26 protein-coding genes are annotated in these 25,624 nt (G+C 70.2%); 18 read left to right on the plus strand and 8 right to left on the minus strand.

Going from position 1 to position 25,624, the window contains the following annotated elements:
* The first annotated feature begins 154 nt into the window (after positions 1–154).
* From ACIP6N_RS12620 to ACIP6N_RS12635, 4 genes are all read left to right on the plus strand, one after another.
* The gene (locus ACIP6N_RS12620) at positions 155–247 is read left to right on the plus strand and encodes a putative leader peptide (protein WP_401815250.1); all 93 of its coding nucleotides are present in this window, start codon (positions 155–157) and stop codon (positions 245–247) included.
* 254 nt (positions 248–501) lie between these two features.
* The gene (gene ssuE, locus ACIP6N_RS12625) at positions 502–1,071 is read left to right on the plus strand and encodes an NADPH-dependent FMN reductase (protein ID WP_401815056.1); all 570 of its coding nucleotides are present in this window, start codon (positions 502–504) and stop codon (positions 1,069–1,071) included.
* Between the two features lie 36 nt (positions 1,072–1,107).
* A complete protein-coding gene (locus ACIP6N_RS12630) occupies positions 1,108–2,349 on the plus strand; it encodes an SfnB family sulfur acquisition oxidoreductase (protein ID WP_401815058.1) in 1,242 nt (413 codons plus the stop codon).
* A 35-nt stretch (positions 2,350–2,384) separates the two neighbouring features.
* On the plus strand, positions 2,385–3,536 hold the full coding sequence (locus ACIP6N_RS12635) for an LLM class flavin-dependent oxidoreductase (RefSeq protein ID WP_401815059.1): 1,152 nt from the start codon (positions 2,385–2,387) through the stop codon (positions 3,534–3,536).
* Positions 3,537–3,580: 44 nt separating this feature from the next.
* Here ACIP6N_RS12635 and ACIP6N_RS12640 read toward each other — a convergent pair whose 3' ends face one another.
* A complete protein-coding gene (locus ACIP6N_RS12640; protein ID WP_401815061.1) occupies positions 3,581–3,958 on the minus strand; it encodes a hypothetical protein in 378 nt (125 codons plus the stop codon).
* A gap of 132 nt (positions 3,959–4,090) precedes the next feature.
* On the opposite strand from ACIP6N_RS12640, the gene ACIP6N_RS12645 reads away from it, so the two are divergent.
* Both ACIP6N_RS12645 and ACIP6N_RS12650 read left to right on the plus strand, forming a co-directional pair.
* Positions 4,091–4,990: an aminoglycoside phosphotransferase family protein gene (locus ACIP6N_RS12645; RefSeq protein ID WP_401815062.1), complete on the plus strand. Its 900-nt coding sequence runs from the start codon at positions 4,091–4,093 to the stop codon at positions 4,988–4,990.
* Positions 4,987–5,337, plus strand: a complete 351-nt coding sequence (locus ACIP6N_RS12650) for an ASCH domain-containing protein (protein WP_401815064.1) — start codon at positions 4,987–4,989, stop codon at positions 5,335–5,337. Before ACIP6N_RS12645 ends, ACIP6N_RS12650 begins: the two co-directional genes overlap by 4 nt.
* A 457-nt stretch (positions 5,338–5,794) precedes the next feature.
* Here the strand turns inward: ACIP6N_RS12650 and ACIP6N_RS12655 are convergent, their stop codons facing one another.
* Both ACIP6N_RS12655 and ACIP6N_RS12660 read right to left on the minus strand, forming a co-directional pair.
* Positions 5,795–5,995, minus strand: coding sequence for a DUF397 domain-containing protein (locus tag ACIP6N_RS12655; protein WP_401815065.1), 201 nt, complete (start codon positions 5,993–5,995; stop codon positions 5,795–5,797).
* Entirely contained in the window at positions 5,985–6,830 is an 846-nt protein-coding gene (locus ACIP6N_RS12660; protein WP_401815066.1) for a Scr1 family TA system antitoxin-like transcriptional regulator, read from the minus strand. The genes ACIP6N_RS12655 and ACIP6N_RS12660 overlap by 11 nt, the downstream gene beginning before the upstream one ends.
* A gap of 293 nt (positions 6,831–7,123) precedes the next feature.
* Here ACIP6N_RS12660 and ACIP6N_RS12665 point away from each other — a divergent pair, with 293 nt between their 5' ends.
* On the plus strand, positions 7,124–7,393 hold the full coding sequence (locus ACIP6N_RS12665) for a hypothetical protein (RefSeq protein WP_401815068.1): 270 nt from the start codon (positions 7,124–7,126) through the stop codon (positions 7,391–7,393).
* Entirely contained in the window at positions 7,390–7,641 is a 252-nt protein-coding gene (locus tag ACIP6N_RS12670) for a hypothetical protein (RefSeq protein WP_401815070.1), read from the plus strand. The genes ACIP6N_RS12665 and ACIP6N_RS12670 overlap by 4 nt, the downstream gene beginning before the upstream one ends.
* Positions 7,642–7,687: 46 nt before the next feature.
* On the opposite strand, the gene ACIP6N_RS12675 is transcribed toward ACIP6N_RS12670, so the two are convergent.
* On the minus strand, positions 7,688–8,308 hold the full coding sequence (locus ACIP6N_RS12675; RefSeq protein WP_401815072.1) for a MarR family winged helix-turn-helix transcriptional regulator: 621 nt from the start codon (positions 8,306–8,308) through the stop codon (positions 7,688–7,690).
* Positions 8,309–8,494: 186 nt separating this feature from the next.
* Here ACIP6N_RS12675 and ACIP6N_RS12680 point away from each other — a divergent pair, with 186 nt between their 5' ends.
* From ACIP6N_RS12680 to bla, 4 genes are all read left to right on the plus strand, one after another.
* Entirely contained in the window at positions 8,495–9,982 is a 1,488-nt protein-coding gene (locus ACIP6N_RS12680; protein ID WP_401815073.1) for an MFS transporter, read from the plus strand.
* A 135-nt stretch (positions 9,983–10,117) separates the two neighbouring features.
* On the plus strand, positions 10,118–10,816 hold the full coding sequence (locus ACIP6N_RS12685) for an NADPH-dependent F420 reductase (RefSeq protein ID WP_401815074.1): 699 nt from the start codon (positions 10,118–10,120) through the stop codon (positions 10,814–10,816).
* Positions 10,817–11,107: 291 nt separating this feature from the next.
* Positions 11,108–12,247 carry an acyltransferase family protein gene (locus tag ACIP6N_RS12690; RefSeq protein WP_401815075.1) on the plus strand — a complete coding sequence of 380 codons (1,140 nt, stop codon included), beginning with the start codon at positions 11,108–11,110 and terminating at the stop codon, positions 12,245–12,247.
* A 73-nt stretch (positions 12,248–12,320) separates the two neighbouring features.
* On the plus strand, positions 12,321–13,280 hold the full coding sequence (gene bla / locus ACIP6N_RS12695) for a class A beta-lactamase (RefSeq protein WP_401815077.1): 960 nt from the start codon (positions 12,321–12,323) through the stop codon (positions 13,278–13,280).
* 55 nt (positions 13,281–13,335) lie between these two features.
* Here bla and ACIP6N_RS12700 read toward each other — a convergent pair whose 3' ends face one another.
* A complete protein-coding gene (locus ACIP6N_RS12700) occupies positions 13,336–14,382 on the minus strand; it encodes a mechanosensitive ion channel family protein (protein ID WP_401815078.1) in 1,047 nt (348 codons plus the stop codon).
* A gap of 393 nt (positions 14,383–14,775) precedes the next feature.
* Between ACIP6N_RS12700 and ACIP6N_RS12705 the strand changes: the two genes are divergently transcribed.
* Both ACIP6N_RS12705 and ACIP6N_RS12710 read left to right on the plus strand, forming a co-directional pair.
* Positions 14,776–16,932, plus strand: coding sequence for a hypothetical protein (locus tag ACIP6N_RS12705; protein WP_401815079.1), 2,157 nt, complete (start codon positions 14,776–14,778; stop codon positions 16,930–16,932).
* Positions 16,922–18,274, plus strand: a complete 1,353-nt coding sequence (locus ACIP6N_RS12710) for a hypothetical protein (RefSeq protein ID WP_401815080.1) — start codon at positions 16,922–16,924, stop codon at positions 18,272–18,274. The genes ACIP6N_RS12705 and ACIP6N_RS12710 overlap by 11 nt, the downstream gene beginning before the upstream one ends.
* Positions 18,275–18,320: 46 nt before the next feature.
* Here ACIP6N_RS12710 and ACIP6N_RS12715 read toward each other — a convergent pair whose 3' ends face one another.
* The gene (locus tag ACIP6N_RS12715) at positions 18,321–19,112 is read right to left on the minus strand and encodes a hypothetical protein (RefSeq protein ID WP_401815081.1); all 792 of its coding nucleotides are present in this window, start codon (positions 19,110–19,112) and stop codon (positions 18,321–18,323) included.
* A gap of 333 nt (positions 19,113–19,445) precedes the next feature.
* On the opposite strand from ACIP6N_RS12715, the gene ACIP6N_RS12720 reads away from it, so the two are divergent.
* Positions 19,446–20,111 (plus strand): SAM-dependent methyltransferase, encoded by a 666-nt coding sequence (locus ACIP6N_RS12720; protein ID WP_401815082.1) that lies wholly within the window; start codon positions 19,446–19,448, stop codon positions 20,109–20,111.
* A 100-nt stretch (positions 20,112–20,211) separates the two neighbouring features.
* On the opposite strand, the gene ACIP6N_RS12725 is transcribed toward ACIP6N_RS12720, so the two are convergent.
* Both ACIP6N_RS12725 and ACIP6N_RS12730 read right to left on the minus strand, forming a co-directional pair.
* Positions 20,212–20,973 carry an SDR family NAD(P)-dependent oxidoreductase gene (locus ACIP6N_RS12725; RefSeq protein ID WP_401815084.1) on the minus strand — a complete coding sequence of 254 codons (762 nt, stop codon included), beginning with the start codon at positions 20,971–20,973 and terminating at the stop codon, positions 20,212–20,214.
* A gap of 164 nt (positions 20,974–21,137) precedes the next feature.
* Positions 21,138–22,139 carry a LacI family DNA-binding transcriptional regulator gene (locus tag ACIP6N_RS12730; RefSeq protein ID WP_401815085.1) on the minus strand — a complete coding sequence of 334 codons (1,002 nt, stop codon included), beginning with the start codon at positions 22,137–22,139 and terminating at the stop codon, positions 21,138–21,140.
* Between the two features lie 134 nt (positions 22,140–22,273).
* On the opposite strand from ACIP6N_RS12730, the gene ACIP6N_RS12735 reads away from it, so the two are divergent.
* From ACIP6N_RS12735 to ACIP6N_RS12745, 3 genes are all read left to right on the plus strand, one after another.
* Entirely contained in the window at positions 22,274–23,638 is a 1,365-nt protein-coding gene (locus tag ACIP6N_RS12735) for an ABC transporter substrate-binding protein (RefSeq protein ID WP_401815086.1), read from the plus strand.
* A 92-nt stretch (positions 23,639–23,730) separates the two neighbouring features.
* A complete protein-coding gene (locus tag ACIP6N_RS12740) occupies positions 23,731–24,699 on the plus strand; it encodes a carbohydrate ABC transporter permease (RefSeq protein WP_401815087.1) in 969 nt (322 codons plus the stop codon).
* Positions 24,696–25,601, plus strand: coding sequence for a carbohydrate ABC transporter permease (locus tag ACIP6N_RS12745; RefSeq protein WP_401815089.1), 906 nt, complete (start codon positions 24,696–24,698; stop codon positions 25,599–25,601). Before ACIP6N_RS12740 ends, ACIP6N_RS12745 begins: the two co-directional genes overlap by 4 nt.
* Positions 25,602–25,624 lie beyond the last annotated feature (23 nt).

A 25,624-nucleotide genomic window follows, 5' to 3' on the forward strand; every position in this document is an offset into this window, starting at 1 on the left:
ACGCCCTCATCCTGTCACGATGAAAGGTAAACCCTATCGCCATCTCGCGGATCCCGATTCGACCGCCATCGACCGGACCGGGGCACGGCACGTACGCTCATGAGGCAGGGTCTGACAGGGGCCTGTCGAAGAGCGAGAGGCGGTGACGGTACGGATGGCGGATGCCCGGGACACACGGGAGCTGACCAGGCGCCGTCATGTCGACCTCGTACGCGTCTCCAGCGCCCTCTGTCGCCGCACGGACTGAGAAGTCGCGACTGAGAGGGAGCGAGCGGGACGATCGGGCGATGTCTCGATGAGTACCGGTGATGCGCCGGTGCTGCCCCCGCCCTCACCTCTCCGGTCCGCCCGTGGCCGGTGAATGAGCGAGAGATCCGTATCGCCGTGTGAGTGACAGTTCCGTGTCGCCGCGTGAGTGAGTGATCGGTATCGCGTGTTCTCCGGACGCCGGGCGCCGTTCGTACTGCCCGCTGTCCGTATCGCGCCCTGAGGTGATCGCGCATGGCCACGATCCTGTCCGTATCCGGAAGTCCCTCTCCCACCTCCCGCACCGCCCGGCTGCTCCGCCATCTGGACGCCCGGCTCACCGAGCAGGGGCACCGGGTGGTGCCCCTGGACGTACGTACGCTGCCCGCCGAAGCCCTGCTCGGAGCTGATTTCGGGCACCCCGCGATCGTCTCCGCCCGGCGGCTGTTCGAGGAGGCCGACGGGGTCGTCGTCGGCACCCCGATCTACAAGGCCGCGTACTCGGGGCTGCTGAAGTCCCTGCTGGATCTGCTGCCGCAGTACGCGCTGGCGGGCAAGACCGTGCTGCCGCTGGCGACCGGCGGCTCCACCGCGCATGTGCTGGCCATCGACTACGCGCTGCGGCCGGTGCTCTCGTCCATGGGCGCGGCGCACATCGTGCAGGGGTGGTTCGTCCTCGACCGGCACATCACCGCGCGGGACGACGGCGGGGTGAGTGTGGAACCGGAGGCGCAGGGGGCGCTGGACACGGTGGTCGACCAGTTCTCGGCGGCGCTTCGGCGGCCGCTCCGGCCCGGTGTCGCCGCTTCCGCTGTCGCCGCCTGATCCCTGTCCGTCCGTCCTTTCTCCGGAGGCTCCACCGTGACCGCTCCCTCTTCCGCCGGCCGTGCCGCCGCGCACGTGATCGCCGACGACGCCGAAGCACTCGCCGTCGCCGCCGAACTGGCCGGTGAGTTCCGGACCGGCGCGGCGGAGCGGGACGCGGGGCGCGTGCTGCCGCGCGCCGAACTGGACCGGCTCTCGGACGCCGGGCTGCTCGCCATCACCGTGCCCCGCGAACACGGCGGCGCCGACGTCACCGCCCGTACGCTCGCCGAGGTCTTCCGGCTGCTGGCGTCCGGCGACCCGAGCCTCGCGCAGATCCCGCAGAGCCACTTCGTGTACGTGAACGTCCTGCGGCGCCAAGGCACCGCCGCCCAGCAGAAGTTCTTCTTCGCGGAGGTGCTGGCGGGGCGGCGGTTCGGCAACGCCCAGTCGGAGCGCGGAACGAAACATGTGCAGGACATCCGCACCCGGTTGGTCCCGCAGGACCCCGAACTCCCTGGTGCGGAAGGCTCGTACGTCCTCAGCGGCGAGAAGCACTACTCCACCGGCGCGCTGTTCGCCGACTGGATCCCGGTGCTCGCGCGCATTCCCGGCGATGCGGGGGAAGGCGCGCTGCACGTCGCGTACGTACCCCGGGACGCGCCGGGCGTGAGCGTCGTGGACGACTGGGACGGCATGGGGCAGCGCACCACCGCGAGCGGGACGGTCCGGCTGGCGGAGGTCGTGGTGCCGGCCGACCGGGTCGTACCGCATCACCTCACCTTCGAGGGGCCTCAGCTGCACGGGGCGGTGGCGCAGTTGCTGCACGCGGCGATCGACGCGGGCATCGCGTCCGCCGCGCTCGCGGAGGCCGCGGAGTTCGTCCGCACGAAGAGCCGCCCGTGGTTCGAGAGCGGATACGAGACCGCTGCCGAGGATCCGCTGCTCGTCCAGCGGTTCGGGGAGCTGGGGGTGCGGGTACGGGCCGCCGACGCGCTGCTCGCCGCGGCGGCGGACGCGGTGGACGCGGCCAGGGCCTCACTGACCGACGACACCGCGGCGGAGGCGTCCATCGCGGTGGCGGCGGCGAAGGTCTCGGCGGCCACGGCGGCGGTGGACACGAGCAGCGCGCTGTTCGAAGTGGCCGGTACGCGCGCGGCGCTGGACAGCCTGAACCTCAACCGCTTCTGGCGTGACGCGCGTACGCACACGCTGCACGATCCGGTGCGCTGGAAGGTGCAGCACATCGGCCGCTACGTCCTGTCGGGCACGCGACCGCCACGGCACGGCCTGCTCTGACACCTGCTGCCTTACACCCCTTCCTGGAGAGTTCCGTGAGCCTCACGTTCCACTGGTTCCTGCCCACCTACGGCGACAGCCGCCATGTCGTCGGCGGCGGCCACGGCCTGCCCGCGGGCGCGGCGGGCGGGCAGCGCCCCGCGTCGCTCGGCTACCTCACCCAGATCGGCCGGGCGGCCGAACAGCTCGGCTTCGTCGGCGCGTTGACACCCACCGGCGCCTGGTGCGAGGACGCGTGGCTCACGACGGCGATGCTGGCGCGTGAGACGGAACGGCTGAAGTTCCTGGTCGCGTTCCGCCCCGGCTTCGTCGCCCCGACGCTCGCGGCGCAGATGGCGGCGACCTTCCAGCGGCACGCCCCCGGGCGTCTGTTGCTCAACGTGGTCACCGGCGGCGAAAGCCACGAGCAGCGCGCGTACGGGGACTTCCTCGACAAGGAGGGCCGGTACGCGCGCACCGGTGAGTTCCTGGCGATCGTACGGGCGCTGTGGCGCGGCGAGTCGGTGACGCTCGACGGCGAGCATCTGCGCGTGGAGAACGCCAAGCTGGCGCGGGTACCGGACCCCGTACCGCCGGTGTACTTCGGCGGTTCCTCTCCGGCGGCCGGTGAGGTCGCGGCGCGGCACAGCGATGTCTACCTGACGTGGGGCGAGCCGCCCGCGCAGGTCGCGGAGAAGATCGCGTGGATCCGGACCCTCGCGGAGAAGGCGGGCCGGACCGTACGGTTCGGCATCCGGCTGCACGTGATCGCCCGCGACACCTCCGACCAGGCATGGGCCGAGGCGCGGCGGCTGCTGGAAGGGTTCTCCGAGGACGCGATCAGGGACGTACAGGCGGGCCTGGCACGGAGCGAGTCGGAGGGCCAGCGCCGGATGCTGGCCCTGCACGGCGGAAGCAGCGACGGCCTGGAGGTCTCGCCGAACCTGTGGGCGGGGATCGGCCTGGTACGCGGTGGCGCCGGGACGGCCCTGGTGGGCAGCCACGCGGAGGTGGCGGAACGCATCGCGGAATACGCAGAGTTGGGCATCGAGGAGTTCATCATGTCCGGGCACCCACATGTGGAAGAGGCGTACTGGTTCGGCGAGGGCGTACTGCCCCTGCTGGCCCGCCAGGGCCTGTGGACCCACCCGGCCGCCTCCACGGAACCGGCGGCATCGGTCCCGTTCGCGGCGGAGGTACGACGCTGAGGCGGTGACGTCGCGACCGCGCGCGGGCGGAAGCACGGTAGACGTCACCCGAGGGGGCGGTCGGGGCCGACGACCGCGTCGAAGAGGGGCCACGCGTCGATCTCTTTCGTGCCGGGTGAACCCGGCACCGCGTCGTGTGCGACGGCCAGGTCGAGAAGCCGGCGGACGACGCCTGGTTCGTTGAGGTTGAGGTGGTCGGTGCCGTTGCTGACGGAGCCCGTGTGGCCCGTGTATTCAGGGACGAAGCGGCCAGGACCCGCGCTGAAGACGAGGCGCAGTGTCGTGCCCGCTTCCTCACGGTGGAGAGAAAGCGTCTCGCGGCACCCGAAGCGCCCGTCGCGCCGACCGCACCTGTGGCGTACCGCCCATAACCAGGTCGCGTCGCCGACTACGAGGCGGCGGACCCGACGTTTCTCACCCACGGCTCCCACCCTACGGACCACACCGGGACGGCTCAGCGGCCCGCGGAAAATGGGTCGACAGGCGACGCGTGGCACGGTGGGATGAGCGGCGCCCGCCCGCAGGGCGGCCTCGACCCTCCCAGAAGGTGACCCATGTGCGCTGCCAAGATGCACGCCGATGAGGCGGACATCGACGACTCGCTCGTACGCGGTCTGATCGCGGCGCAGTTCCCGCAGTGGGCGGACCTGCGCGTCGAAGCCGTCGCCTCGTCCGGTACGGACAACGCCATGTATCGCCTCGGCGAGGACATGGCCGTACGCCTTCCGCGTACGGCGGGTGCCGCCGGAGACGTGGAGCCCGAGCAGCGCTGGCAGCCGTGGCTCGCCTCGCGGCTTCCGGTCGCCGTTCCCGTACCGCTGGGGAAGGGGACGCCGACTGCCGACTATCCGTGGAGCTGGACCGTCTGCCGCTGGCTGGACGGCGACAACCCCGTCGTGGGCCGTCTGGCCCAACCGGCCCTGCTCGCAACGGAGCTGGCGGATTTCATCACCGCGCTGCGCCGCATCGATCCCGCCGAAGGTCCGTGGACCCGTCGAGGCGCGCCACTGGCGACACTGGACGCCGGGGCCCGCGCCGCGATCGCGCAACTGCACGGGCTGATCGACACCGACGCGGTCACGGCGGTGTGGGAGGAGGCGCTGAAGATCCCTGAGCGGTCCGGGCCCACCGCGTGGCTCCACGGCGACCTCTCTCCCGGGAACGTGCTGGTCAGAGGCGGTCGGTTGAGCGCCGTCATCGACTTCGGATGTGCGGGTGTGGGCGACCCCACCGCAGACCTGATGGTGGCGTGGAATCTGCTGCCCGCCGAGGCGCGTGGCGTATTCCGCGACGCTCTGGAGGCCGACGACGCGATGTGGGCGCGTGGACGCGGCTGGGCGCTTGGCGTTGCGCTCATCCAACTCCCTTACTACTGGGAGACGAACCCTGTGCTGGCGGCCAACTCGCGTCATGTGATCCGTGAAGTCCTCGCGGACCAGGGGTACGTGGGATGACCCGGCAGCGGACGGGAGCGAGCCGGCCTGCGCCTGCTCAGGCCCTGCGATTCCATCGCGACTACCTCGACGCGGTGCGCGCGGGAACGAAGACGACCACGGTGCGGCTCCGGGAAACGGTGACAACGGGCGCGGTGCGCCTGGTGTTTGAGCTGGACAAGGAGGCGGAACTGCCCGGCGTCGTCACGCTGCTCACACCGAAGCGAGTGGCCGACCTGACCGAGGAGGACGCGCGGGCCGACGGCTTCCAGGACGTGGCGGAGCTGCACGAGAGGCTGCGCTACCACTACCCCGGCATCGCTCCGGCCGACGACGTCACCGTCGTGCACTTCCGACTGGCGGACTGACACCGTGGCTTGGAGATCGTGTTGATCTCTCCCATCCAAGATCACCGACAGAGTCAAACCAAGAGTCTCGATCAAACCCGGAACGGTTCAGTTCGCGTCGATGCAGTCACTGGCCAGCAGGTGCAGCCCGACCCCATCCTCGGCTGACCTCGGCGTTTCGCCTGGCCTGAGGCCAGGCGAAACGCCGAGGCTAAGGTCTGCAGATCGTCCCGGAGGCAGCGGGGCGGCCCTGAGGCGATCGTAGGAGTAATCGCACGGGAACGACCGCCGGATCGTCCAATATGTTGCCCGATTTCGCGCCATCTTCGTACACGCCGGGAGGAGAATTCGAACTACAACAAACAGAAACGCTGTTGCCTGATCCGGGACGTATGCGCGGTCTGGCCGGGCTGCGAGCCGCGTGTCGATTACGTCGCGAACGCGGACGCGATTTACGACTGCGGGGGTGTCAGTCTCTTCACCGGTTCGTTGCGAAGCTGACGAAGTCGGCCCACGCGCCGGGGGTGAGCATGAGGACGGGACCGGTGGGGACCTTGCTGTCGCGAACAGGGACGACCCCAGCGAAGTCGTCCGAGACTTCGAGGCAACTGCCCCCCTCGTCGTTGCTGTAGGACGACTTGCGCCAGTGGATGGTGCGCGGGTCCTGCTCAACGCTCATGTGTGTAGTCCTCCGACACCGATTCGATCAGGGAGAGGGACGCCTCAGGCGACAGCGCCGCGGCCCGCAGTAAATCGTACTCGCGCTGGTACTTGCGAACCAGCGCCGGTTCGTCCAACAGCTGCCCCGCGTGCTGGCTTTCGAAATAGACGACCGGAGGTGCGTCGTCGAAAGTCATCAGGTTGAACATGCCGGAGCTGGCCGCCCAAGCTCCCGCTGAAAAGGGCAAGATCTGTACGATGATTCGCTCTCGACGGATCAGTCCAGCAATGTGCGTGAGCTGGACGGCCATGACGGCAGGCCCCCCGACGGGGATGCGGAGCACCGATTCATGGAGCACCGCCCAAAACACGGGCTTTGTTGGGTCATCGAGCAAGGCTGCTCGCTCCATCCTCTCGCGGACCAGAGCGTCAACGTTGCGGTGGCGGTTGAGTGTCGCCGAGGGGCGCATCAAAGCTCGTGCGTAGCTCTCGGTCTGTAGTAGGCCGGGCATACGAGTAGGTGCGTACTCGCCGATGCTGGTGGCCAGACTTTCGAGGTAGGCGGCGTGAGTGAAGTATGCCGGATGCGGTGAGCTGTTGATGAGGTCGTCGCACATGCGGCCGAAGAGGCCGTCCGTCTTCAGTTCGGCATCCATGCGCTTCGCCAGGTCGTACTGCGGTTTGCGGATTGCCGTTTCGAACTGTCCGATATACGCACCTGAACAGAACACTCGGTCGCCCAGTTCCTGCTGGGTGAGGCCGACAACTTCGCGGCGGCGCTTCAGCTCGGACCCGAAAAAGTCCCACCCGAACCTCGGCTGGCGGAACGCGTTCGGATTCTCATTCTTGGCCATGGCATGACTCCTTTGTCCTGCACGGTCGTTGTTGACGCTCAGCCCTGTCGAGATTAACGGCGATAGGGCAATGCTGGATGCGAAAAGTCAGCGACCGGTGACGGAGAGTGCGACGTGCGAGCGAATGGTCTGGGTGGTGAAGACGTGACGGATCCCGTGGGTGGGTTTGAGGACACGGTCCACGGCTGGGGCTTCCTCCGCATACCGTCCGACCACCGTGGGGTCGGCCGCTACGCGCCGGTCACGGAAGAGCTGATGCGACGGGTGCTTCGTGGACTGAAAGGGTTGGCGGGATGACGAGGAGCGAGGCGCGGTGGTCGTTGGCGCGGCTGACGGAGCGGTTCGGGAAGGACGGTGTGCTCATCGTCCCGAAGGGCGATCCGGGCGCTGACGGCGCTGACCTGGTGCCGGGGTCGGCGCTGCGGTGGCCGCCGTGTGAGTGCGGGGGTGAGAAGTGTCCGGACTCGGGTCCGGGCGCGGAGCCGAAGCCGTTGTCCGCCGCCGAGGTGCTGAGCGCGCGGCTGGCCGAGCGGAATCGGCTGAGCCGGCAGGAGCGGCTGTGAGGTCGAAGCCCGGTCCCGGTGGGCTGCGTGTGGGGATGGTCGTCTACGACCGTACGTACGACATGGTCGGCGTCGTGGATGACTTCGCCGGGCCGCTGGTTCACCTGTCGCGGCCCACCGGGCTTATGTGGGCGAGTCGTTGGGCGTCCGTACGGCAGGGGACCGCGTACGAGCAGCGGCAGCTCCGGGCCATCGGCGCGCTTCACCGGCTCCGCCACAAAGGGCTGGCCCAGGACCGCAGGAGGTAGCGGCGCCGGGGCGATGTCCCGGTGAGGTTGGGAGACGTATGGGGTATTACGAGGCGTCCTCGGCCCGGCGGGGCCAGGGGCGGCCCTCCTTCTCCTCGATCGTGGTGTTGAAGCGCAGCAACGCATGGGCCAGCGTGGCCAGTTCGTCCGGTGACCAGTCGGCCAGGACCGTGCCGAGGCCGTCGGTCGCCCAGGCGCGGTTGGCGTGCAGGCGGCGCAGGCCCTCGTCGGTGATGCGCAGCTTGCGGGCCATTCCGCCGTCCGGGTCCGGGATCCGTTCCGCCAGGTTCGTACGGAGCAGCGCGGCGGTCTGGCGGTTGATGGTGGAGGCGTCCAGTCCGAAGGCGTCAGCCAATTGGCCGATGGACAGGGGGCCTTCCAGTTCGATACGGCTGAGAAGCAGCGAGGCGCTGCGCTCCAGGCGGTCGCCCGGCGGGCAGTTGGAGGAGGAACCCATGGAGGAATGGCGGCCCACCAGCCTCAGCTCGCGCTCGATCGTGGCGATCTCCGCTTTTGCCGCGCCGGCCCTCGTGATGTCCGCCCTTGCGACGTCCGCCTTTGTCACATGCGCCCCCGGCGTCTCCCGCGCGGCGGTCTCCACTGCCGTGGTCGGCTCCGCAGCCGTCTCCGCCCTCGTGGTCGGCTCCGTCGCCAGGTCCTTCTCCACGCCTGCCTCTTTCTGCGGGTCGGTGCGCCGGGATGCCGGTCCGGTGCGTCGGGTCGTGCGCCGGGATCGTGGACGTAGTGGACGTATCGACACCGTACCGTTGTCTGTATGTAGGGTGCATTATGCATGCAGCCTGCATACTGTGTGCATGATGCATGCCCGCATAGCAGTCCGACTGGAGAGAACATGAGCGCCGTTTCGGCCTCGCCGGCGTCCACGGCGCCCACGGAGTCCCGCAGTACCAACGTGATCGTCGGCGTCCTCGCGGCCGCGGGCATCATGGTCTCGCTGATGCAGACGCTCGTCGTCCCGCTGATCCCCGACCTGCCCCGCCTGCTGCACACCAGCGCGTCCAACGCGTCCTGGGCCATCACCGCCACCCTGCTCGGCGCCGCCGTGGCCACCCCGGTGGTCGGACGGCTCGGTGACCTCTACGGCAAGCGGCGGATGCTGCTGATCAGCACGGCGTTGCTGGTCATCGGCTCACTGGTGTGCGCGCCCGCCGACTCGCTGACCCCTGTCGTGATCGGCCGGACGCTCCAGGGCTTCGGGATGGGCGTGATTCCGCTCGGCATCAGCATCATGCGCGATGTGCTGCCGGCCGAACGGCTCGGTTCCGCCATGGCGGTCATGAGCTCGTCGCTCGGTGTCGGTGGCGCGCTCGGGCTGCCCCTTTCGGCGGCCGTGGCGCAGGCCACCAACTGGCATGTGCTGTTCTGGGGCTCCGCGGGGCTCGGGCTCGTGGTCGGCATACTGATCTTCCGGCTGGTTCCCGGTTCGCCGGTCGTCGCGCGCGGCTCGTTCGACTTCGTCGGTGCGATCGGTCTGTCCATCGGACTGGTGTGTCTGCTGCTGCCGGTGTCCAAGGGCAGTGACTGGGGCTGGGGGAGCGGGACGACGCTCGGCCTGTTCGGCACCGCGGTGGTGGTTCTTCTGCTCTGGGGCATCTGGGAGCTGAAGCGGCCCGCGCCGCTGGTGGATCTCCGTACCAGCGCGCGCCGCCCGATCCTGATGACCAACCTCGCGTCGGTCGTGATCGGCTTCGCGATGTACGCGATGTCCCTGGTGGCACCGCAGTTGCTCCAGCTGCCGTCGAGCACCGGCTACGGTCTCGGGCAGTCGATGCTCGCGGCGGGCCTGTGGATGGCTCCCGCCGGGCTGGTGATGATGGCGGTCTCGCCGTACGCGGCGAAGGTGTCGGCCGCGCGCGGCCCGAAGGTCTCGCTGCTCATCGGCGCGATCATCATCGCGTGCGGGTACGGGGTCGGGCTCGGCCTGATGGGCAGTACGTGGGGCATCCTCGTCTTCGCGGCGGTCATCAGCGCGGGTGTGGGCTTCGCGTACGCGGCGATGCCGGCGCTGATCATGGGCTCGGTGCCCGCGACGGAGGGTGCGGCGGCCAACGGCCTGAACAGCCTGGCGCGTTCCATCGGTACGTCGACGGCCAGCGCGGTCATGGGTGTGGTGCTCGCGCACATGACGATGGACCTGGGCCCGGTGTCGATTCCCACGGAGGAGGGTTTCCGTGTCACGTTCATGATCGGCGCGGGGGTCGCCGTGGTGGCGGCTCTGGTGGTTCTGACGATTCCGTCGCGTACCAAGCCGGCGGCGGAGCGGCTGCTCGCGTCGGACGAGACGGATCCGCGTCCGAAGGAAGCGGCCACGGAGGCGTAGGCGCCCTTCCCTCCCGCGCTCCCTGTCCGGCGTCGACGGCCCCGCATCCGTATGGTTCCCACGGATGCGGGGCCGTCCGGGTGTCGGTGGGCGGTGCGGCGGAACAGATCGAGGCGCCTACCGGTTTTGATCAGCATGGCAACTCTTGGACTCATCGGCAGTGGACTCATCGGCAGCACGCTCGCGCGGATCGCGGTGGACCGCGGTCTCGACGTCGTACTCAGCAACTCGCGGGGGCCCGAGACCCTCGCCGATCTCGTCGCGGAACTCGGCCCGCGCGCCACGGCAGGCACCTCGCGGGAGGCCGCCGCCGCAGGCGACTGGGTCGTCGTGACGATCCCGCTCAAGGCGTACGAGCAGGTCCCGCGCGAGCCTCTGGTCGGCAAGACCGTGCTCGACACGAACAACTACTACCCGCAGCGTGACGGGAATCTGCCCCGGCTCGACAGCGGGGAGACGACGAGCAGCGAGCTGCTTCAGGGGCACCTGGAGGGCGCGCACGTCGTCAAGGCGTTCAACAACATCTTCTTCAAGCACCTCGCCGAACTGCCCCGGGCGACGGGCGCCGCGGACCGCACCGCGCTGCCGATCGCGGGGGACGACGCCGAGGCCAAGGCGCGGGCGACGGAGCTGCTGGACATCCTGGGCTTCGACACCGTGGACGCGGGTTCGCTCGCGGAGGGATGGCGGTTCCAGCCGGGTACGCCGGCGTACGGCGAGCCGTTCGCCGGGCGGGCGGAGGGCGAGGCGTCCGGAACGGCGTTCATGGAGGCGCCCGCCGGAGCCGCCTCTGTAGCCGACATCGAGGAAGCGCTGGCCGCGGCGCGCCGCTGATGCCCCTGACGCGCGGGTGATTCGTGAGGTTTGGGTTAATGATCGCTTGCGTGTGTGAATACCGGGCACGGACTGAAGATGGAACGTTCCCGGGCAGCTACGGTGGCAGAGGCGGACACCGCACACAGAGCGGACACCGCGAGCGGATCGAAAAGACCGGGTGACGCGGGCGCCGGGAGCGAGGGCGCACCCGGGGCGGTCTCGCGCGGGGCGGTCGGGCGGGGGTTCCCGTCCGCCGTCCCGCGCGGCGCGTTCCCGTCCGCACCGCGCGGCGGGGGACGGGTACAAGGTGTGGACGGGCTGCGCACCCTCGCCGTCGTGCTCGTCATGGTCTACCACCTCGAACCGGGGCTGCTGCCCGGCGGCGCCCTCGGCGTGGATGTCTTCTTCACCATCAGCGGGTTTGTGATCACCCGGCTGCTGCTCGCCGAGTTCGCCCGTACGGGGAACGTCGCGATGCGTTCGTTCTACTGGCGGCGGTGGCTGCGGCTGGTGCCCGCGCTGATGATCGTGTGCGCGGTGTGTGCCGTACTCGCGTTCGCGACGGAACTGCCCGGTTTCGACGGCGCCTGGGCGTCGATAGGGCTGGCCGCCACCTTCCTGGTCAACATCGCCAGGGCCGTGCAGCCGGGTGCCTACGGTGATGTGACGGGGGTGCTCGGTCACGCCTGGTCGCTGGGCGTGGAGGAACAGTTCTACTTGCTGTGGCCACCGTTGCTGCTGTTGCTCCTGCGACGAGTCGGGGCGCGGACGGTGGTGCTCGTGGCCGCCGTGCTGTGTCTGCTGCCGATGGTGTGGCGCTTCGTACTGTGGGACTCGACGGCGGCACACCGTATCTACAACGGCACCGACACCCGCGCCGACCAGCTGCTGATCGGCGCGCTGCTTGCGCTCGTGGTGGCCCGGCTGCACGCCGACGACCTGCGGCTCGCGGCGCTGCGCAGGTGGTCGGGGCGGCTGGCCTGGCCGGCGATGGCGGTGCTCGCGCTGATCGTCTGGCAGGTGCCGATGACGGGTTCGAGCGCGTGGTCCGCGCCGTTCTACACGGTCGGTTTCCTGCTGACGGCCCTGCTGTCGGCCACGGTCGTGGCCGCGCTGGAGCTCCAGCCGCGCGGCCGGCTGTCCCGGGCGCTGTCCCTGGCCCCGGTGGCCTGGGTCGGGCGCAATCTCAGTTACGGCCTCTACCTCTGGCACTACCCGCTCGGGAAGCTGCTGTCCGGCCTGGGAATGGAGACGGGACTGAACACCTGGCACGCGCCCGCGACCATCGCCGCGTCCTTCGCGGTGGCCACGGCCTCGTACTTCCTCGTCGAGCGCCCACTCACCCGCCGCTACAAGCGCCCGCGCACGCCGGGGCGCAAGCCCCCGTCGACGGTCGTGTCCACGTCTGTGCCCGCGTCCGCTGCGGTACCGTCCACTGTCTCCGCCTGACTGTGTCCGGCGGTGTCCGGCTGACGGTGGTGTGTGCCCGAAGGGCGCTGAAGGGGCCGAAGGGGGCTGGGCTTTGGGTTCACCGGGAGCGGGTCGGAGCCGTCGTGCCGTGCTCGCGGCGGGCGCCGGGAGCGTACTGGCGGCTTGCGTTTCCTCGGGCGGTCGTACGGCCGCCGGGGGCTCTTCGAGTGGTGGGCCGCAGGACCAGGCGCAGGACCAGGCGCAGGACCAGGTGCAAGGCCGGCTGCGAGAGCAGTTGCGCGGGCTTGAGCGTGAGCACTCCGCCCGGCTCGGCGTGTTCGCGCGGAACGTGCGCACCGGTGCGACGGCGGTGCACCGCGCGGACGAGCGGTTCCCGATCTGCTCGACGTTCAAGCCGCTCGCCGTCGCCGCCGTCCTGCGGGACCGGGACAGGAACGGCGAGTTCCTGGCCAGGCGTATCCGCTACACCGAAGCCGACCTCGTGGACCACTCCCCGGTCACCGGCACCACAGAGCACGTGTCGGACGGCATGACCGTGGCGGAACTCTGCGCCGCCGCCCTCAGCCACAGCGACAACGGCGCCGCGAACCTCCTGCTGCGCGAACTCGGCGGCCCCGGGACGGTCACCCGTTTCTGCCGCTCCGTCGGCGACACGACCACGCGGCTCGACCGGTGGGAGCCCGAGCTGAACTCGGCGGAGCCCGGCCGGGTGGAGGACACCAGCAGCCCGCGCGCACTCGGCGGAACGTACGCGCGGCTGACCATCGGCGACGCGCTCACGCGGCAGGACGCGAAACGTCTGACCGACTGGCTCCGGGCCAGCACGACCGGCGGGAAGAGCTTCGGCGCCGGACTTCCGGACGGCTGGACCCGCGCGGAGAAGACCGGTTCCGGTGCCTACGGGACCAACAACGACGTGGGCATCGTCTGGACCCCGGACCGGTCGCCGGTCGTGCTGGCCGTCCTCACCACCAAGAAGGACGCGGACGCGCCGGCGGACTACCCTCTGGTCGCCGAGACCACCGCGCTCCTGGCATCGGCGCTCGGCTGACGGTCTTGTGGCACGGGTGGCCGGCGACCGTTCGGGGGCCGGGCGGCACCGGGGTTCAGGCCGTGACGCCGTTCGCGTCGTTGACGTACATGATCGCGCGGCCCGGGACGGGGAGTTGGATGCCCTCGGCCCGGTAGCGCCGGTGCAGTCGTTTGATGAACTCGTGCTGGATCAGATACTGGTGGTTGAACTCCAGCGCCCGCAGGACGACCGCGAGGCCGACGCCGGATTCCGTGAACGTATGGAAGCGGACGGCCGATTCGTGGTCGGGGACGCCGCCTGGCACCTCGGCCATGACCTGGTCCGCGACCTCCGTGGTCACACGCTCGACGTGGTCGAGGTCGCTGCCGTACCCCACGGTCACCTGGATCAGCACGGCCAACTGCTGTTCCGGGCGGTGGTAGTTGGTCATGATCGTGCCGGCGAGCCTGGAGTTGGGGATTATCACCAGGTTGTCGGGGAGCTGACGGACCACGGTGTTCCGCCAGTTGATGTCGACGACGTAGCCTTCTTCGCCGCTGCTGAGGCGTATGTAGTCGCCGGGCTGGACCGTTTTCGAGACGAGGATGTGCACACCGGCGAAGAGATTGGCCAGGGTGTCCTGGAGCGCGAGGGCGATCGCCAGGCCGCCCACGCCCAGTGCGGTGATCAGCGGCGCGACGGAGATGCCGAGCGTCTGCAACAGCGCCAGGATGCCGAGCGCCAGGACCGTGGCGCGCGTGATGTTGACGAAGATGCTCGCGGATCCGGCCACGGCGGCCCTGGACTGCGTCACGGACCGTACGACTTCGGCGATCGCGCGGGCAGCCGCGCAGGTGGCGGCCAGTATGAGGATGGCGATCACGGTCCGGTCGACGTCACGCCCGACCGCCCGGGTCAGCGGCAGCGACGCGGCCGCCGCCGAACACCCGACGGCGAGCGCGCCCCACGGCGCCATGGTGCGCAGCGCGGCGACGATGATGTCGTCGCCGCCCCAGCGCGTACCGCGGGCCCGCTCCCCGAGCCACCGCAGCGTCACCCGCAGCAGCAGCCCGGCGACGAGGCCGATGAGCACGGCCGCACTGGCGAGAAACAGGTCGTGCGGCGTGACGTCACGGATCACCGGCGGCCCCCTGATTGCTGCGTCGTCACTCGGTCTCCCGACTGCCTGTACGGTCGCCCGGCCGTTTCCCGGTTGTCCGGCGGGCCCGCGCACTTCATGCGGACTTTCCGCGCACAGAACTGAATGCCCGGAATGTTCGCCATAAATGCGGCGGAGCGCCCTCGGAACGTGGAACGGCCGGGCGGACGGGAGTTGGCGGGGCGCCTGGTGAGAGGAAGGGCAATTGTCCTGGACGCTCTCGTACGTTTGTCTCTGGTGCCACGAGTCGGGGGCGAGGAGTCTGGTGTCGGCGGTCCGGTGCGTGGGGTCCGGCGCTGAGGGGCCGGTGCGAGAAAGCCGGTGTGAGGCGGAGAAGTACAGTCCGGTGGTGAAGGCACGGAGGGGGATTCGGCCATGCGTATCCATACGGTGAGATCGCGCGTCGCGGAGCGGCAACGCGCCGTGCGTCCGCGCGGGGCGTGGCCGCGGGGTTCATGGGGGGCGCGGCGCGGGGGCCTGCTGTCTTTCGGGACGGTCCTCCTGTGCCTGCTGTTCAGCTCGCTCGCCGTCACGCCCGCCACCGCAGCCGGGTCCGCCACCGCAGCCGGGTCCGACGCCGCGCCGCAGTCCGCGCGGCTCGCGGACCTGTTGCGTGACACCCCTGTCTATGTGACGGACCAACTGCCGCGCGAGGTGCCGCGTTCCACCGCACCGGACTTCGCCAGGCTCGCCAAGCGCACGGGTGTTCCCACGTACGTCCTCGTCCTCCCCGACCAGAGCCTGGCCGGGGAGTCGCTGCTCGGCGCCGTGCACGACAGGCTCGGCAAGGAAGGGCTGTACGTTCTGCTCAACCCGACGGGAGTGGCCGACGCGCGTGCCTTCGGTGTGAGCGTCCCCGCCGAGGACGCGTCGACCATCCAGCTCTACGGACTGCCGTACGACGCGGGCCCGCTGCGGTCCTTCGAGATGTTCGTGGACGCCGTCGCGCAGGGCCCGGACCGGGCCGCGCGGCGCGCGGACGAGCTGCGGAAGAAGTACGGCGACGGCGGCAAGGAGATCGCCCCGCTCTTCATCTCGGCGACCGACCGGGAGAACCAGTCCTTCGTGACCGGGGTCGTGCTGCTCGGGGCGCCGTTGCTGGTGCTGCTGATCAGCCCGTACGTACGGAGATGGCGGCGCCGGGTCCCGCCGGGAGCGGCGCCCGGGTCCGCCGGCCTGCCTCGGCCGCTGCCGAATCTGATCGAGACGGCCGTCGCCGCGGCGCTCGCCGCCACGGTCCTGATCGGCGCACCGCAGATCTTCGACCAGAAGGTCGACAGCGATTCACCGATGCCCACCCGCGCCGACATGACGTCCAGGCTCGACCGGGTCGCGGCCGGTCTCGGCCACGACCCGCTGTACACCGACCCGGAGAGCCCGCAACTGCTCGACGCCGCGCGCCGGGCGGAACTGGAAGGGCGCATCAAGAAGTTCGCGCCGGGCCCGGTCTATGTCTCCGTCGTTCCCCAGCTCAGCCGGGACGAGTCGGCGGGCGACGTAGGTGTGTTCGCGGCGGCGCTGCACAGCAGGGTCGGCAAGGACGGTGTCTATGTTGTCGCCGACCCGCTGACGGGACAGATCGATCTCGTCAACTACGGCCTGCCGCTGGACGAGAGCACCCTCCTCTTCAAGGTGCCCGACAGTGTGGTCAGGGAGGATTACGAGCGGCGCAGTGACGATCACCAGCTCGGTGAACGGCTCGATCAGCTGATGACGTTCCTGGAGAAGGCGCCGAAGTCGTCCACACCGCCGTCGGACAGCGCCGGCAGGTCGGACAGAGTGGCGGAGCCGCTGGACGATCACGCGCTTCCGTCCCTGTACGCGGGGGACTTCCGGCCGGGGCTGCTGATCGGTGCGCTGGCGGCTGGGCTGGTCTTCGGTCTCACCGCGGGCGGCCTGGGCATCGCGCGCCTGGCCGGGAGCCGACGCCGCTCGGCGGGAGCGCCGCCGGTGTCCCTGGCGAAGGCGGCGGGCGCGCAGGTTCCCGTGTTCGACGCGCCGGCGACGCCGTCCGCCGCGTACCTCCGGCGTAAGGCCCAGGAGGAACTGGACGGGCTCGCGGCCGAGTTCGGCGCACAGACGCCCGGCGACGCTGTCCGGGAGCGGGTCTGGGACTGCCTCGACGCGGCGATACTGTTGACCGACCGCGATCCGGACGGCCGCGTCGACGCCGACGCCACGCCCTCCGACCTGGTGGCCGCGATCGTGCTGGCGCGGGCCGGCCGGGCGCAGCTCAAGGGGACGGCATACCGGCACTGCTGCGCGGTCAACCCGCTGCACGGGGCCGGGAACGCCCGGCAGGACCTCCTGCTCGGCACGGAGCGCGTCCGACGCGTACGGGTGTGCGCGTTCTGCCGTACCGCTGCTCGCCGCGAGCCTCAGCGGGTAGAAGGACTGCGGCTGACCCTGCCGGGCCCGGCGGGCCGGGGCCCGAGGACCCCGTACGAGGAGGCCGCGGGAGCGCTGTCGGCCGCGCGCGACGGAATACCTCAGCTGATCGTCAAAGCAAGGGAGTACGCCAGTGTCCAGTGACCGCACGCGTGGCCCCGCGCGGCTGCTTGCCGCACGGACGGCGGGGCTGGTGGCCGCGCTCGCGCTCGTACTCCCGCCGCTGCTCACGGCGTCACCGGCTTCCGCCGCTCCTGCCGTTCCGGTGGCTGCGGACGCGCCGGTGGCAGTGGCGGCCGACACGAGTCCGGGGCAGCGGATCGCGGACGCGCTGCGCACCTCACAGGTGTACGTGGACGCCGCGTACGAAGGCGCCGTACCGCCCGACCGGCAGAAGGAACTCACCGCGCGGATCGACCGCACGGGACTGCCGATCAAGGTGGCACTCGTCCCGCTGGTCAAGGGCGACGCCTTCGACGGCGACCCCCAGATGCTGGCAGACATCGTCCACGAACGGCTCGGGCAGCGTGAGTTGGTCCTCATCACCATGGGCGGCTTCACCGACACGCTGAACGGTTACGAATGGCCGGACGGGAGGCACCAGGCGCGGGACGCGGTGAGCGCGGTCGGGTTCCTGGACTCGATGAAGGGCGCGTCGCTCGCGGACCGCGTCGCCAAGGCCGTCGACCTGACCGCTCAGGGCAACGGCAAGAAGGTCTACGACGACGCGACGGCCGACCTGCGCGGCGGCGTGGACAGCCTGAAGGACGCCGAGAAGGACCAGCGGGACAACGGCGGGACGGAGGCGTGGCTGCCGGTCACGGTGGGAGTCGTGGCGCTGGCGCTGTGCGCGGGCTGCGGTTTCTGGCTGGTGCGGCGCCGCCGTCCTTCGCGCTCCGGGGTGAGCACGCCGTTCGCGTTCCCGCAGGCGGTGTTCGCCGCGGCCCGCGCGGCCGACGAGGACGAGCTGCGGCGCCGCGCGGAGACCGAAGTGCTCGCGCTCGGCGAGGCGGTGCGGGCGGCCGACGCGGCGGCGGTGCCCGAGCTGGGCCGCGCGCTGGACGCGTACCAGGCCGCGGGCAAGGTGCTCGACGGCGCGCGCGGACTTCCCGACCTCGCCGGCGTGCTGGCCCTGGTCACGGCGGGGCGTGACGCGCTGGACGGCCGGTCCGACGCGCTGCCGCTCTGCTTCTTCGACCCGCTGCACGGCCGCGCCGAACACCGCGTCCGCTGGCGCCCGCTGGGCCGCCGCGACACCTTGGACGTGGCACCCTGCCACACCTGCGCCCAGGCGATACGGGCCCGGCGCGCCCCGGAGGTCCTGACGGACACGGGGCGCGACGGCAAGCGCGTGCCGTACTTCGAACTCGGATCGCAGGACAGCGTGTGGGCGGCGACGGGATACGGCTCGCTGGTGAAGTCGGGCAGTGTGGGGGACATGGCGGAGCGGGTGACACGCGGAGACTTCACGCGGACGCGGCGGTGAGCCCGTGCGTCTGCCGGATCCGGGCGCCGGGGCCCGCGGCCTCGGGTCAGTAGTGGGCGACCGGGGTGGGGAAGGTGGTGGTCGGGTTGAAGAGGGCCGCGTACGCCTCCTCGTGGTGCCGGCGGTGCCGGCCCGACCGGATGGCCTCGGGGGGCGGCGGCGAGGCGTTGGGGGTGAGCAGCCCGTCGTCGGCGAGGGACTGGACGCGCAGCAGCAGGGCCCGCATGTCCAGGCCGAGTTCGGCGGCGACCGTCTGAAGGTCGAGGCCGGACTTCCAGCTCCAGAGCAGCACCGAGTCCATGCTCGACGACCAGATCACGGCGTTGTCCGCGTCGGTGGCGTGCAGTGCGGGTGGCGCGGTCATGTCCTGGGGCTGGGGCTGTGTCGGCGGCTGGTATTGGTACTGCGGCAGGGGCTCCATGTACGGGTTCGGGGGTGGCGGCGGGGCCGGGTGAACCGTTTCGTCGCGTGGATGCGGCACCTGGATTTCCATGGCCGGGTGAGCCTCGGCGGAAGGATCCCTCGGCATCTCCTGTACGCACTCCCGCGTCGGGTCCCTCGGTTGCTGCGGTCCGCGGACCAGCAGCTCCTCGGCGACGACCCGGGCGTCGCTGCGGCCCACGGTGCGGCGCGCCAGGCGCACTTCCCGCTCGTTCAGGCCCATCAGATCCGCGATCGTGCCATCGTTGCCGACGGTCACGGCGAACGCCGCGAGCGTCCTGCTCCGCTCCGCCTGCGCCTCGTCCAGCACGGCCTGCGCCTGGCGTACGCGCTCGTCACTGGCGCAGAACGCTTCCGCCAGTACGGTGTTCCGATCCCAGAATTCACGTGGTTCCACGAGGGTTACAACGCGGCCGTGCGCACAGGGAACGGACTTCGCTGGCAATTACACCTAAATGGACCAAACGGGTGCCGTGTGTCGCTTCCTTCACGCGGGGGGCACAGGAGCCTCACGTGGGGCCGGGACGGCAGTGACACCGAGCCATCCCCTGGCCAACGAGTGCCCCTGCGAGCCACGTGTCGGCGGAGCTTTTGCCGTCTCGGCAAGAGTATTTGTCGCGTGCCCGGTCGGCGGCGGACCCTCTCCGGTACTGGGGCGCGTGTTCCGGTACCGGGGCACGTGTTCGGGTACTGGGCACGCGCGACGCATACGGAAGAGGGCGCACACGCCATGGCTGACCACACGGTTTCGGACGACACCCGTCCTGACGACACCCGTCCTGACGACGAGATCTGGGACGAGCTGTACTCCGGGAGCGAGCAGAGATGGAGCGGGAATCCCAACGCCATCCTGGTCCGTGAGGTCACCGGCACGGAGCCGGGCCGCGCCCTGGACCTCGGGTGCGGTGAAGGCGGGGACGCCATCTGGCTCGCGCGGGAAGGGTGGCGCGTCACCGCCACCGACGTCTCGCGCGTCGCCCTCGACCGCGCGGCCCGGCACGCGGCGGAGGCGGGCGTCGCCGACCGGATCGACTGGCAGCAGCACGACTTCACCGTGTCGTTTCCCGGTGGCGTCTACGATCTCGTCTCCGCGCAGTTCCTGCACTCACTCGGTGGCATGTCGCGGGAGAAGGTTCTGCGGACCGCCGTCCCGGCCGTCGCGCCCGGCGGAGTGCTGCTCGTCGTCGGGCACGCGGGATCCCCGTCCTGGGAGCACCACGCGCACCCCGAAGTGCGCTTCCCCACGCCGGAAGAGGTGCTTGACGACCTCGATCTCGCGGAAGGCGAGTGGGAGGTACTGATCTGCGAGGAACACCCGCGCACCCAGGCGGGCCCCGACGGGCAGCCGACCACTCGTACGGACAACACGGTCAAAGTCCGGCGGCTGAGTGCCTGAGCGCATGAGTGGTCGGGCACCTGAGTGGTCGGGCATCTGAGCGGCCGGGTGCCCGAGCCGCCCCGGCCCTTCCGAGGGCTCTTGCGTCACCGGTCCCGGATCAGCCGAAGTACTGGCCGCCGTTGATGTCCACCACGGTCCCGGTGACGAACCCGGAGAGTTCGGAGGCGAGCCACAGCGCCGGACCCGCCACGTCCTGCGGGACCCCCGCGCGACCGGCCGGGATGGCGGTGATCGTGGCCGCCTTCGACTCCGCCGAGGTGAACGTGTCATGGAACGGCGTGGCCTCGATGAACCCGGGCGCGAGCGCGTTCACCGTGATCCCCTCGGGCGCCAGCTCCTTGGCCAGGCTGCGCGTGAAGCCGAACACCCCGGCCTTCGCGGTGGCGTAGGCGAGCGCGCCCGGATGCCCGCCGCTGCGCCCGGCCAGTGACGCGACGTTGATGATCCGGCCCGATCCCCTGGTCAGGAGGGGATGGGCATGATGAGTGAAGAGGAACAGGCTGTCGAGGTTCACGGCCAGGACGCGGTGCCAGAGGTCCAGCTCCAGAGCGTCGAGGGTGGCCCGCTGGACCAGTCCGCCCACGTTGTTGACGAGGATGTCCAGCCCGCCGAACTCCGCCCGCACCTGATCGAGCGCGCCCGCGACCTGGGACTCGGCGGTGGCGTCGACCGGCAGCAGCAGCGGTTGGTGGCCCGAGGCGCTGGTGAGCGCCGCGACCAGCTCCTCCTGCGGCTCATGCGTCAGATACGTCAGCGCGATCCGCGCACCGGCGTCCGCGAACTGCCGGGCGATCTGTTCGCCGATGCCTACGGAACCGCCCGTGACCAGCGCGGTCTTTCCTGCCAGGAGCTTCGTCACGTTCGGTCCTTCATGTCCTGTCGTTCACCGCGGCACGTCCGGTCGTTCGCACCGGCACGTTCGGTCGTTCACGCCGGCGGTTCCGTACGCCGGTCCCTCACCGTGGGCGGGGCGAACGTACCTCTCACCGCACAGGTGTGCAATAAACGCCCGGAACGGAAGCCCTACCCCTGATCCGGCGGCGCGCCCGTCGTCCCCCGGGCCACCAGCTTCGTGTCCAGGAGTACGCGCGGTTCCGCGACCGTTCCCCGCTGTACGGCCTCGACCAGCAGGCGGCCGGCCAGCAGGCCCTGTTCGTGCACGGACTGCGCGATCGTCGTGAGGTCCAGCAGCTCGGCCATCGGGCTGTCGTCGAAGCCGATGACCGACATCCGGCCCGGGACGTCGATGCCCGAGCGGCGCAGCGTGCGCAGCGCGCCGATCGCCACCTCGTCCGCCTCCGCGAAGACGGCGGTCGGCGGGTGGCGCAGCGACAGCAGTTCGCCCATGGCCCTGGCGCCGCCGTCGATGCCCCACGGCGCGGAGACGATCGCGTCCTCCGGGACGTCGAGCCCGCACTCGGCCATGGCCGTGCGGTAACCGTGCAACCGGCGCCGGGAGACGCCCTGGTGGATGCCCTCCTCGTCGGTGGAGCGGATCATGCCGATGCGCCGGTGGCCGAGGTTGGCCAGGTGGTGCACGGCCTTGGCGGCGCCCGCGACATCGTCGATGCCGACGGCCGGGTGCTCTCCGACGTGCGTGCTCGCGCCGACGAGCGGGATGCCGAGCCCTTCCAGGCGCCGCGTCTCGGCCTCGCTCAGGGAGAGTGCGATGACGACCAGGCCGTCGGCCTTGCGCCGTACCGGCAGCGTCTCGAAGAACTCCCGCCGCTCGGCGGTGCCTTCGACGTGGTAGAGCACGATCTCGAATCCGGAACGGCGCAGCGGCTGATGCACTCCGGCCAGCGCACGCGCGTGGAACCAGCGGCTGATGAACGGCACCAGGACCGCCACCGAGCCGGTGCGTCCGGTGACCAGGCCGGACGCGGCCGGAGAGACCACGTAGTCCATGCTCTCGGCCGCGCGCAGGATGCGTCTGCGCAGCGCTTCGGAGACTCCCGGCTGTCCGCGCAGCGCCCGCGAGACCGTGCCGGTCGAGACGCCGACCGCGCGCGCTACGTCCGCCATGGTCCGAGTCGCCCGCTCTTCACTCACACCGGAATGTTACCAGCGGACTACGCAAAGGTTTTAGTCAGATCACCCTTGACGTATTACTTACGTGACTTCAGGATGACGCAAGCGTTTGCGTCAAGGAGGTCGCCGTGATTGTGGAGCAGCAGAACCACCGCCCGTCCGGGCGTGCCCGAAGGGGCGGAAGCCGCAGGCGCCGGTCGCCGGGCGTGGTGAGGGCGGTCGCGGTCGGGCTGGCCCTCACGGTCACCGCGGCCTGTTCGGGGAGTTCCGGCGGCGGCGAGGCCGGGGACGGCGGCCGGGTGAAGATCACCTGGCAGGCCGCGCCGTTCGGTGACCGGGCCGACGACGCCCGTAAGTACCTCGTCAAGGACTTCGAGCGGGAGCACCCGGGCATCGATGTCGAGGTCGTGAGCGCCCCGACCAACGTGGACACCAACCGCGCCGGTCTCACCACCCAGATCATGGGCCGGTCCGCGACACCGGACGTCTTCAACGGAGACGTGGCCTGGGCCGCGCAGTTCGCGGCGGCCGGACTCGTCCTGCCCATCGGGGAGCACGTACCCAAGAGCTTCTGGGACCGCTTCGACCCGGCGACCGTCGAGGGAGCCTCGTACGGCGGGACGGTGTACGGCGTGCCGCTCACCCTCGACCAGGGCTTCCTCTACTACCGCAAGGACCTGCTGGCCAAGCACCACCTGCCGGTCCCGGCGACGTGGGAGGAAGTGGCCAGGCAGTCGAAGATCCTGAGCGACGCGGGCGACGTGGACTACGGACTCGCCTGGCAGGGCGCGTCGTACGAGGGACTGACCGCCGTGACCAACGAGTTCGTCCAGGCGGGCGGTGGCACGCTGGTCGATGCCGACGGCACGCGCTCGGGCGCGGGCAGCGGGGCCTCGGCGGACGCGCTCGCCTTCATGAAGAAGCTGATCGGCAGCGGGGTCAGCCCCAGGGCCACCACCACATTCCAGGAGCCGCAGTCGCTCCAGGCGTTCACCGGCGGCAGCGCGGCCTTCCTGCGCAACTGGTCGTACGCGTACGACACCGCCGACGCCAAGGGGACGAAGACCGCGGGCAAGGTCGGGGTGACGGGGATGCCCGCCTTCGACACCAAGGGCGGCAAGCACGCGTCGTCCGTGGGTGGTTGGAACGTGTACGTCAATCCGCACACCCAACACCAAAAGGCCGCGCTGGAGTTCGTCACCTGGCTGACCAGCCCCAAGGTCCAGCGGCTCATGGCGGAGCGGTCGTCGACCATCCCGACCGTGGACAGCGTGCGCGAATCGCCCGAGGTGCGGAAGCTGAGCGCCGTGCTGCGCGCGTCGTCCGGGAACGACCTCGTCAGCAGGCCGACGACCTCGCGGTACTACCCGCAGATCAGCCAGGCGACCTCCAGCACGGTCAACTCCATGCTCTCGGGCGGGCTTTCGCCGTCCGACGCGTCGAAGCGGCTCGCGTCGGACATCGAAGCGGCGCTGGCGGGACGCAGGCTCTGAGCGGACCGCACGAGCCGTAGTGGCGGACCGCACGAGCCGTAGTGCGGACGCCAGAAACCCGAAGGCAGCAACAGTGAGGAGGGCGCCTTCCCATGACCGAATACGCCTGGCCCGCCGGCACGCGCAGCGACCGTACCGACGGTGAGGCCCGTGACGAAGGCGGGCTGAAGCCGCCACGGCGCCGACGCGACCGTACGGCGTGGTGGTATCTCGCGCCGACCCTGTTCGTCGTGGCCGCCGTCACGCTCTTTCCCATCGGCTTCTCGGCCGTCATGAGCTTCTCCGACGTCCGGCTGGGCACGTCCGGCTTCGAGCTGGGCGACTGGACCACCAACAACTACGCGGCCCTGCTGGACAGTCCGGTGTGGCGGCAGGCGCTCGTCTTCACCTCGCTCTACACCGTGGTGAGTGTCGCCGTCGAGCTGGCGCTCGGAGTGCTGGTCGCCCTCGTCCTGGAACGGCTGACGAAGGCGCGCGGCTGGATGATGGCGCTGCTGCTCATCCCCTGGGCGATGATCACCGTCATCTCCGCGCAGCTCTGGAGCTACATCTTCAACTCCGCTTACGGCGTGGCCACCTGGCTGTTCGGACTGGTGACGGACGAGCCTCCGGTCATCCTCGGTACGCCGGTCTCCGCCTTCGGCGCGATCCTGACGGCCGACGTCTGGAAGACCACACCGTTCGTGGCGATCATCGTGCTCGCCGGGCTCATGACCATCGACCGCAGTGTGTACGAGGCGGCCGAGATGGACGGGGCGGGTCCGTGGAAGACGTTCTGGCGGGTGACTCTGCCGCTGCTGCGGCCGACGCTGGCCATCGCGGTGCTGTTCCGCGTGCTCCAGGCGTTCGGCGTCTTCGACCTGCCCTTCGTCCTGACCAACGGCGGACCGGGTACGTCGACACAGCCGCTGGCGATGCTCGGGTGGAAGGTCATGTTCCAGAACCTCAACATGGGCGCGGGCGCGGCAGTCGCCCTGACGACGAGCCTGATCGTCTTCCTCGCCTGTCTGCTCAGCCTCAAGGCATTCCGCTCCCAGGTCGGCGAGGAGGACTCCGCATGAGCGTCCCGAACCTTCAGAACCTTCAGAACGCCGGTCGCCGAACCGGTCCGCGTGCGGGCCTCCGTTCAGGCCCCCGACGCAGGCGCCGCGCCTTCGGTCCGGTGCACGCCGGCGCGGTTGTCATCACGCTCGCCACCGCGCTGCCGCTGTACTGGCTCGCGGTGTCCTCGTTCAAGCCCGACGCGGAGCTGGGATCCTCCGTCCCGAGCCTGTGGCCGAGCCATCCCACCACGGAGCACTACCAAGAGGCCTTCGGGCAGTACGAGTTCGCCCGCTACCTGGGGAACAGCCTGCTCGTCGCGACCCTTTCGACGATCGGGGTGCTCGCGCTCGGGCTGTTCGCGGCCTACGCGCTCGCCCGGCTTCCGATGCGCGGGAAGCGGCCCATTCTCATGAGCCTTCTGATGATCTCCGTGATCCCGACCGTCTCCGTGATCACACCGCTGTACCTGCTGGAGCGCGAACTCGGCTGGCTCAACAGCTATCAGGGGCTCGTCGTCCCCTATACAGCGTTCCATCTGCCGTTCGCCGTCTGGATCCTGCGCAACTATCTGCTGCGCATCCCGAAGGAGATGGAGGAGTCCGCGAAGATCGACGGCGCGAGTCCCACCAGGACCCTGCTCCAGATCATCCTGCCGCAGGCGACACCGGGACTGTTCACCGCAGGCGTCTTCACCTTCACCGCCACCTACACCGAGTTCCTGATGGCGCTGACCTTCAACAGTGAGGACGCGTACCGCACGGTGCCGGTCGGAGTGGCCTTGTTCGGGGCCGAGTTCGAAGTACCGTACGGGACGATCTTCGCGGGTTCGATCGCCGCGGTGGTGCCCATCGCGATCCTCGTGCTCGTCTTCCGCCGCTCGGTCGTCTCCGGGCTGACGTCGGGCGCGGTCAAGGGGTGACTCCCCCTGCCGGATCGCACGTC

Source organism: Streptomyces sp. NPDC088725 (assembly GCF_044751305.1).
Lineage (GTDB): Bacteria > Actinomycetota > Actinomycetes > Streptomycetales > Streptomycetaceae > Streptomyces.

Bases quoted from the DNA above. Each gene is read 5' to 3' on its own strand.
- ACIP6N_RS12620 (WP_401815250.1), top strand. From the start codon at position 155: ATGGCGGATGCCCGGGACACACGGGAGCTGACCAGGCGCCGTCATGTC.
- ssuE (WP_401815056.1), top strand. From the start codon at position 502: ATGGCCACGATCCTGTCCGTATCCGGAAGTCCCTCTCCCACCTCCCGC.
- ACIP6N_RS12645 (WP_401815062.1), top strand. From the start codon at position 4,091: ATGTGCGCTGCCAAGATGCACGCCGATGAGGCGGACATCGACGACTCG.
- ACIP6N_RS12650 (WP_401815064.1), top strand. From the start codon at position 4,987: ATGACCCGGCAGCGGACGGGAGCGAGCCGGCCTGCGCCTGCTCAGGCC.
- ACIP6N_RS12655 (WP_401815065.1), bottom strand. From the start codon at position 5,995: ATGAGCGTTGAGCAGGACCCGCGCACCATCCACTGGCGCAAGTCGTCC.
- ACIP6N_RS12660 (WP_401815066.1), bottom strand. From the start codon at position 6,830: ATGGCCAAGAATGAGAATCCGAACGCGTTCCGCCAGCCGAGGTTCGGG.
- ACIP6N_RS12665 (WP_401815068.1), top strand. From the start codon at position 7,124: ATGACGAGGAGCGAGGCGCGGTGGTCGTTGGCGCGGCTGACGGAGCGG.
- ACIP6N_RS12680 (WP_401815073.1), top strand. From the start codon at position 8,495: ATGAGCGCCGTTTCGGCCTCGCCGGCGTCCACGGCGCCCACGGAGTCC.
- ACIP6N_RS12685 (WP_401815074.1), top strand. From the start codon at position 10,118: ATGGCAACTCTTGGACTCATCGGCAGTGGACTCATCGGCAGCACGCTC.
- ACIP6N_RS12705 (WP_401815079.1), top strand. From the start codon at position 14,776: ATGCGTATCCATACGGTGAGATCGCGCGTCGCGGAGCGGCAACGCGCC.
- ACIP6N_RS12720 (WP_401815082.1), top strand. From the start codon at position 19,446: ATGGCTGACCACACGGTTTCGGACGACACCCGTCCTGACGACACCCGT.
- ACIP6N_RS12730 (WP_401815085.1), bottom strand. From the start codon at position 22,139: ATGGCGGACGTAGCGCGCGCGGTCGGCGTCTCGACCGGCACGGTCTCG.
- ACIP6N_RS12740 (WP_401815087.1), top strand. From the start codon at position 23,731: ATGACCGAATACGCCTGGCCCGCCGGCACGCGCAGCGACCGTACCGAC.
- ACIP6N_RS12745 (WP_401815089.1), top strand. From the start codon at position 24,696: ATGAGCGTCCCGAACCTTCAGAACCTTCAGAACGCCGGTCGCCGAACC.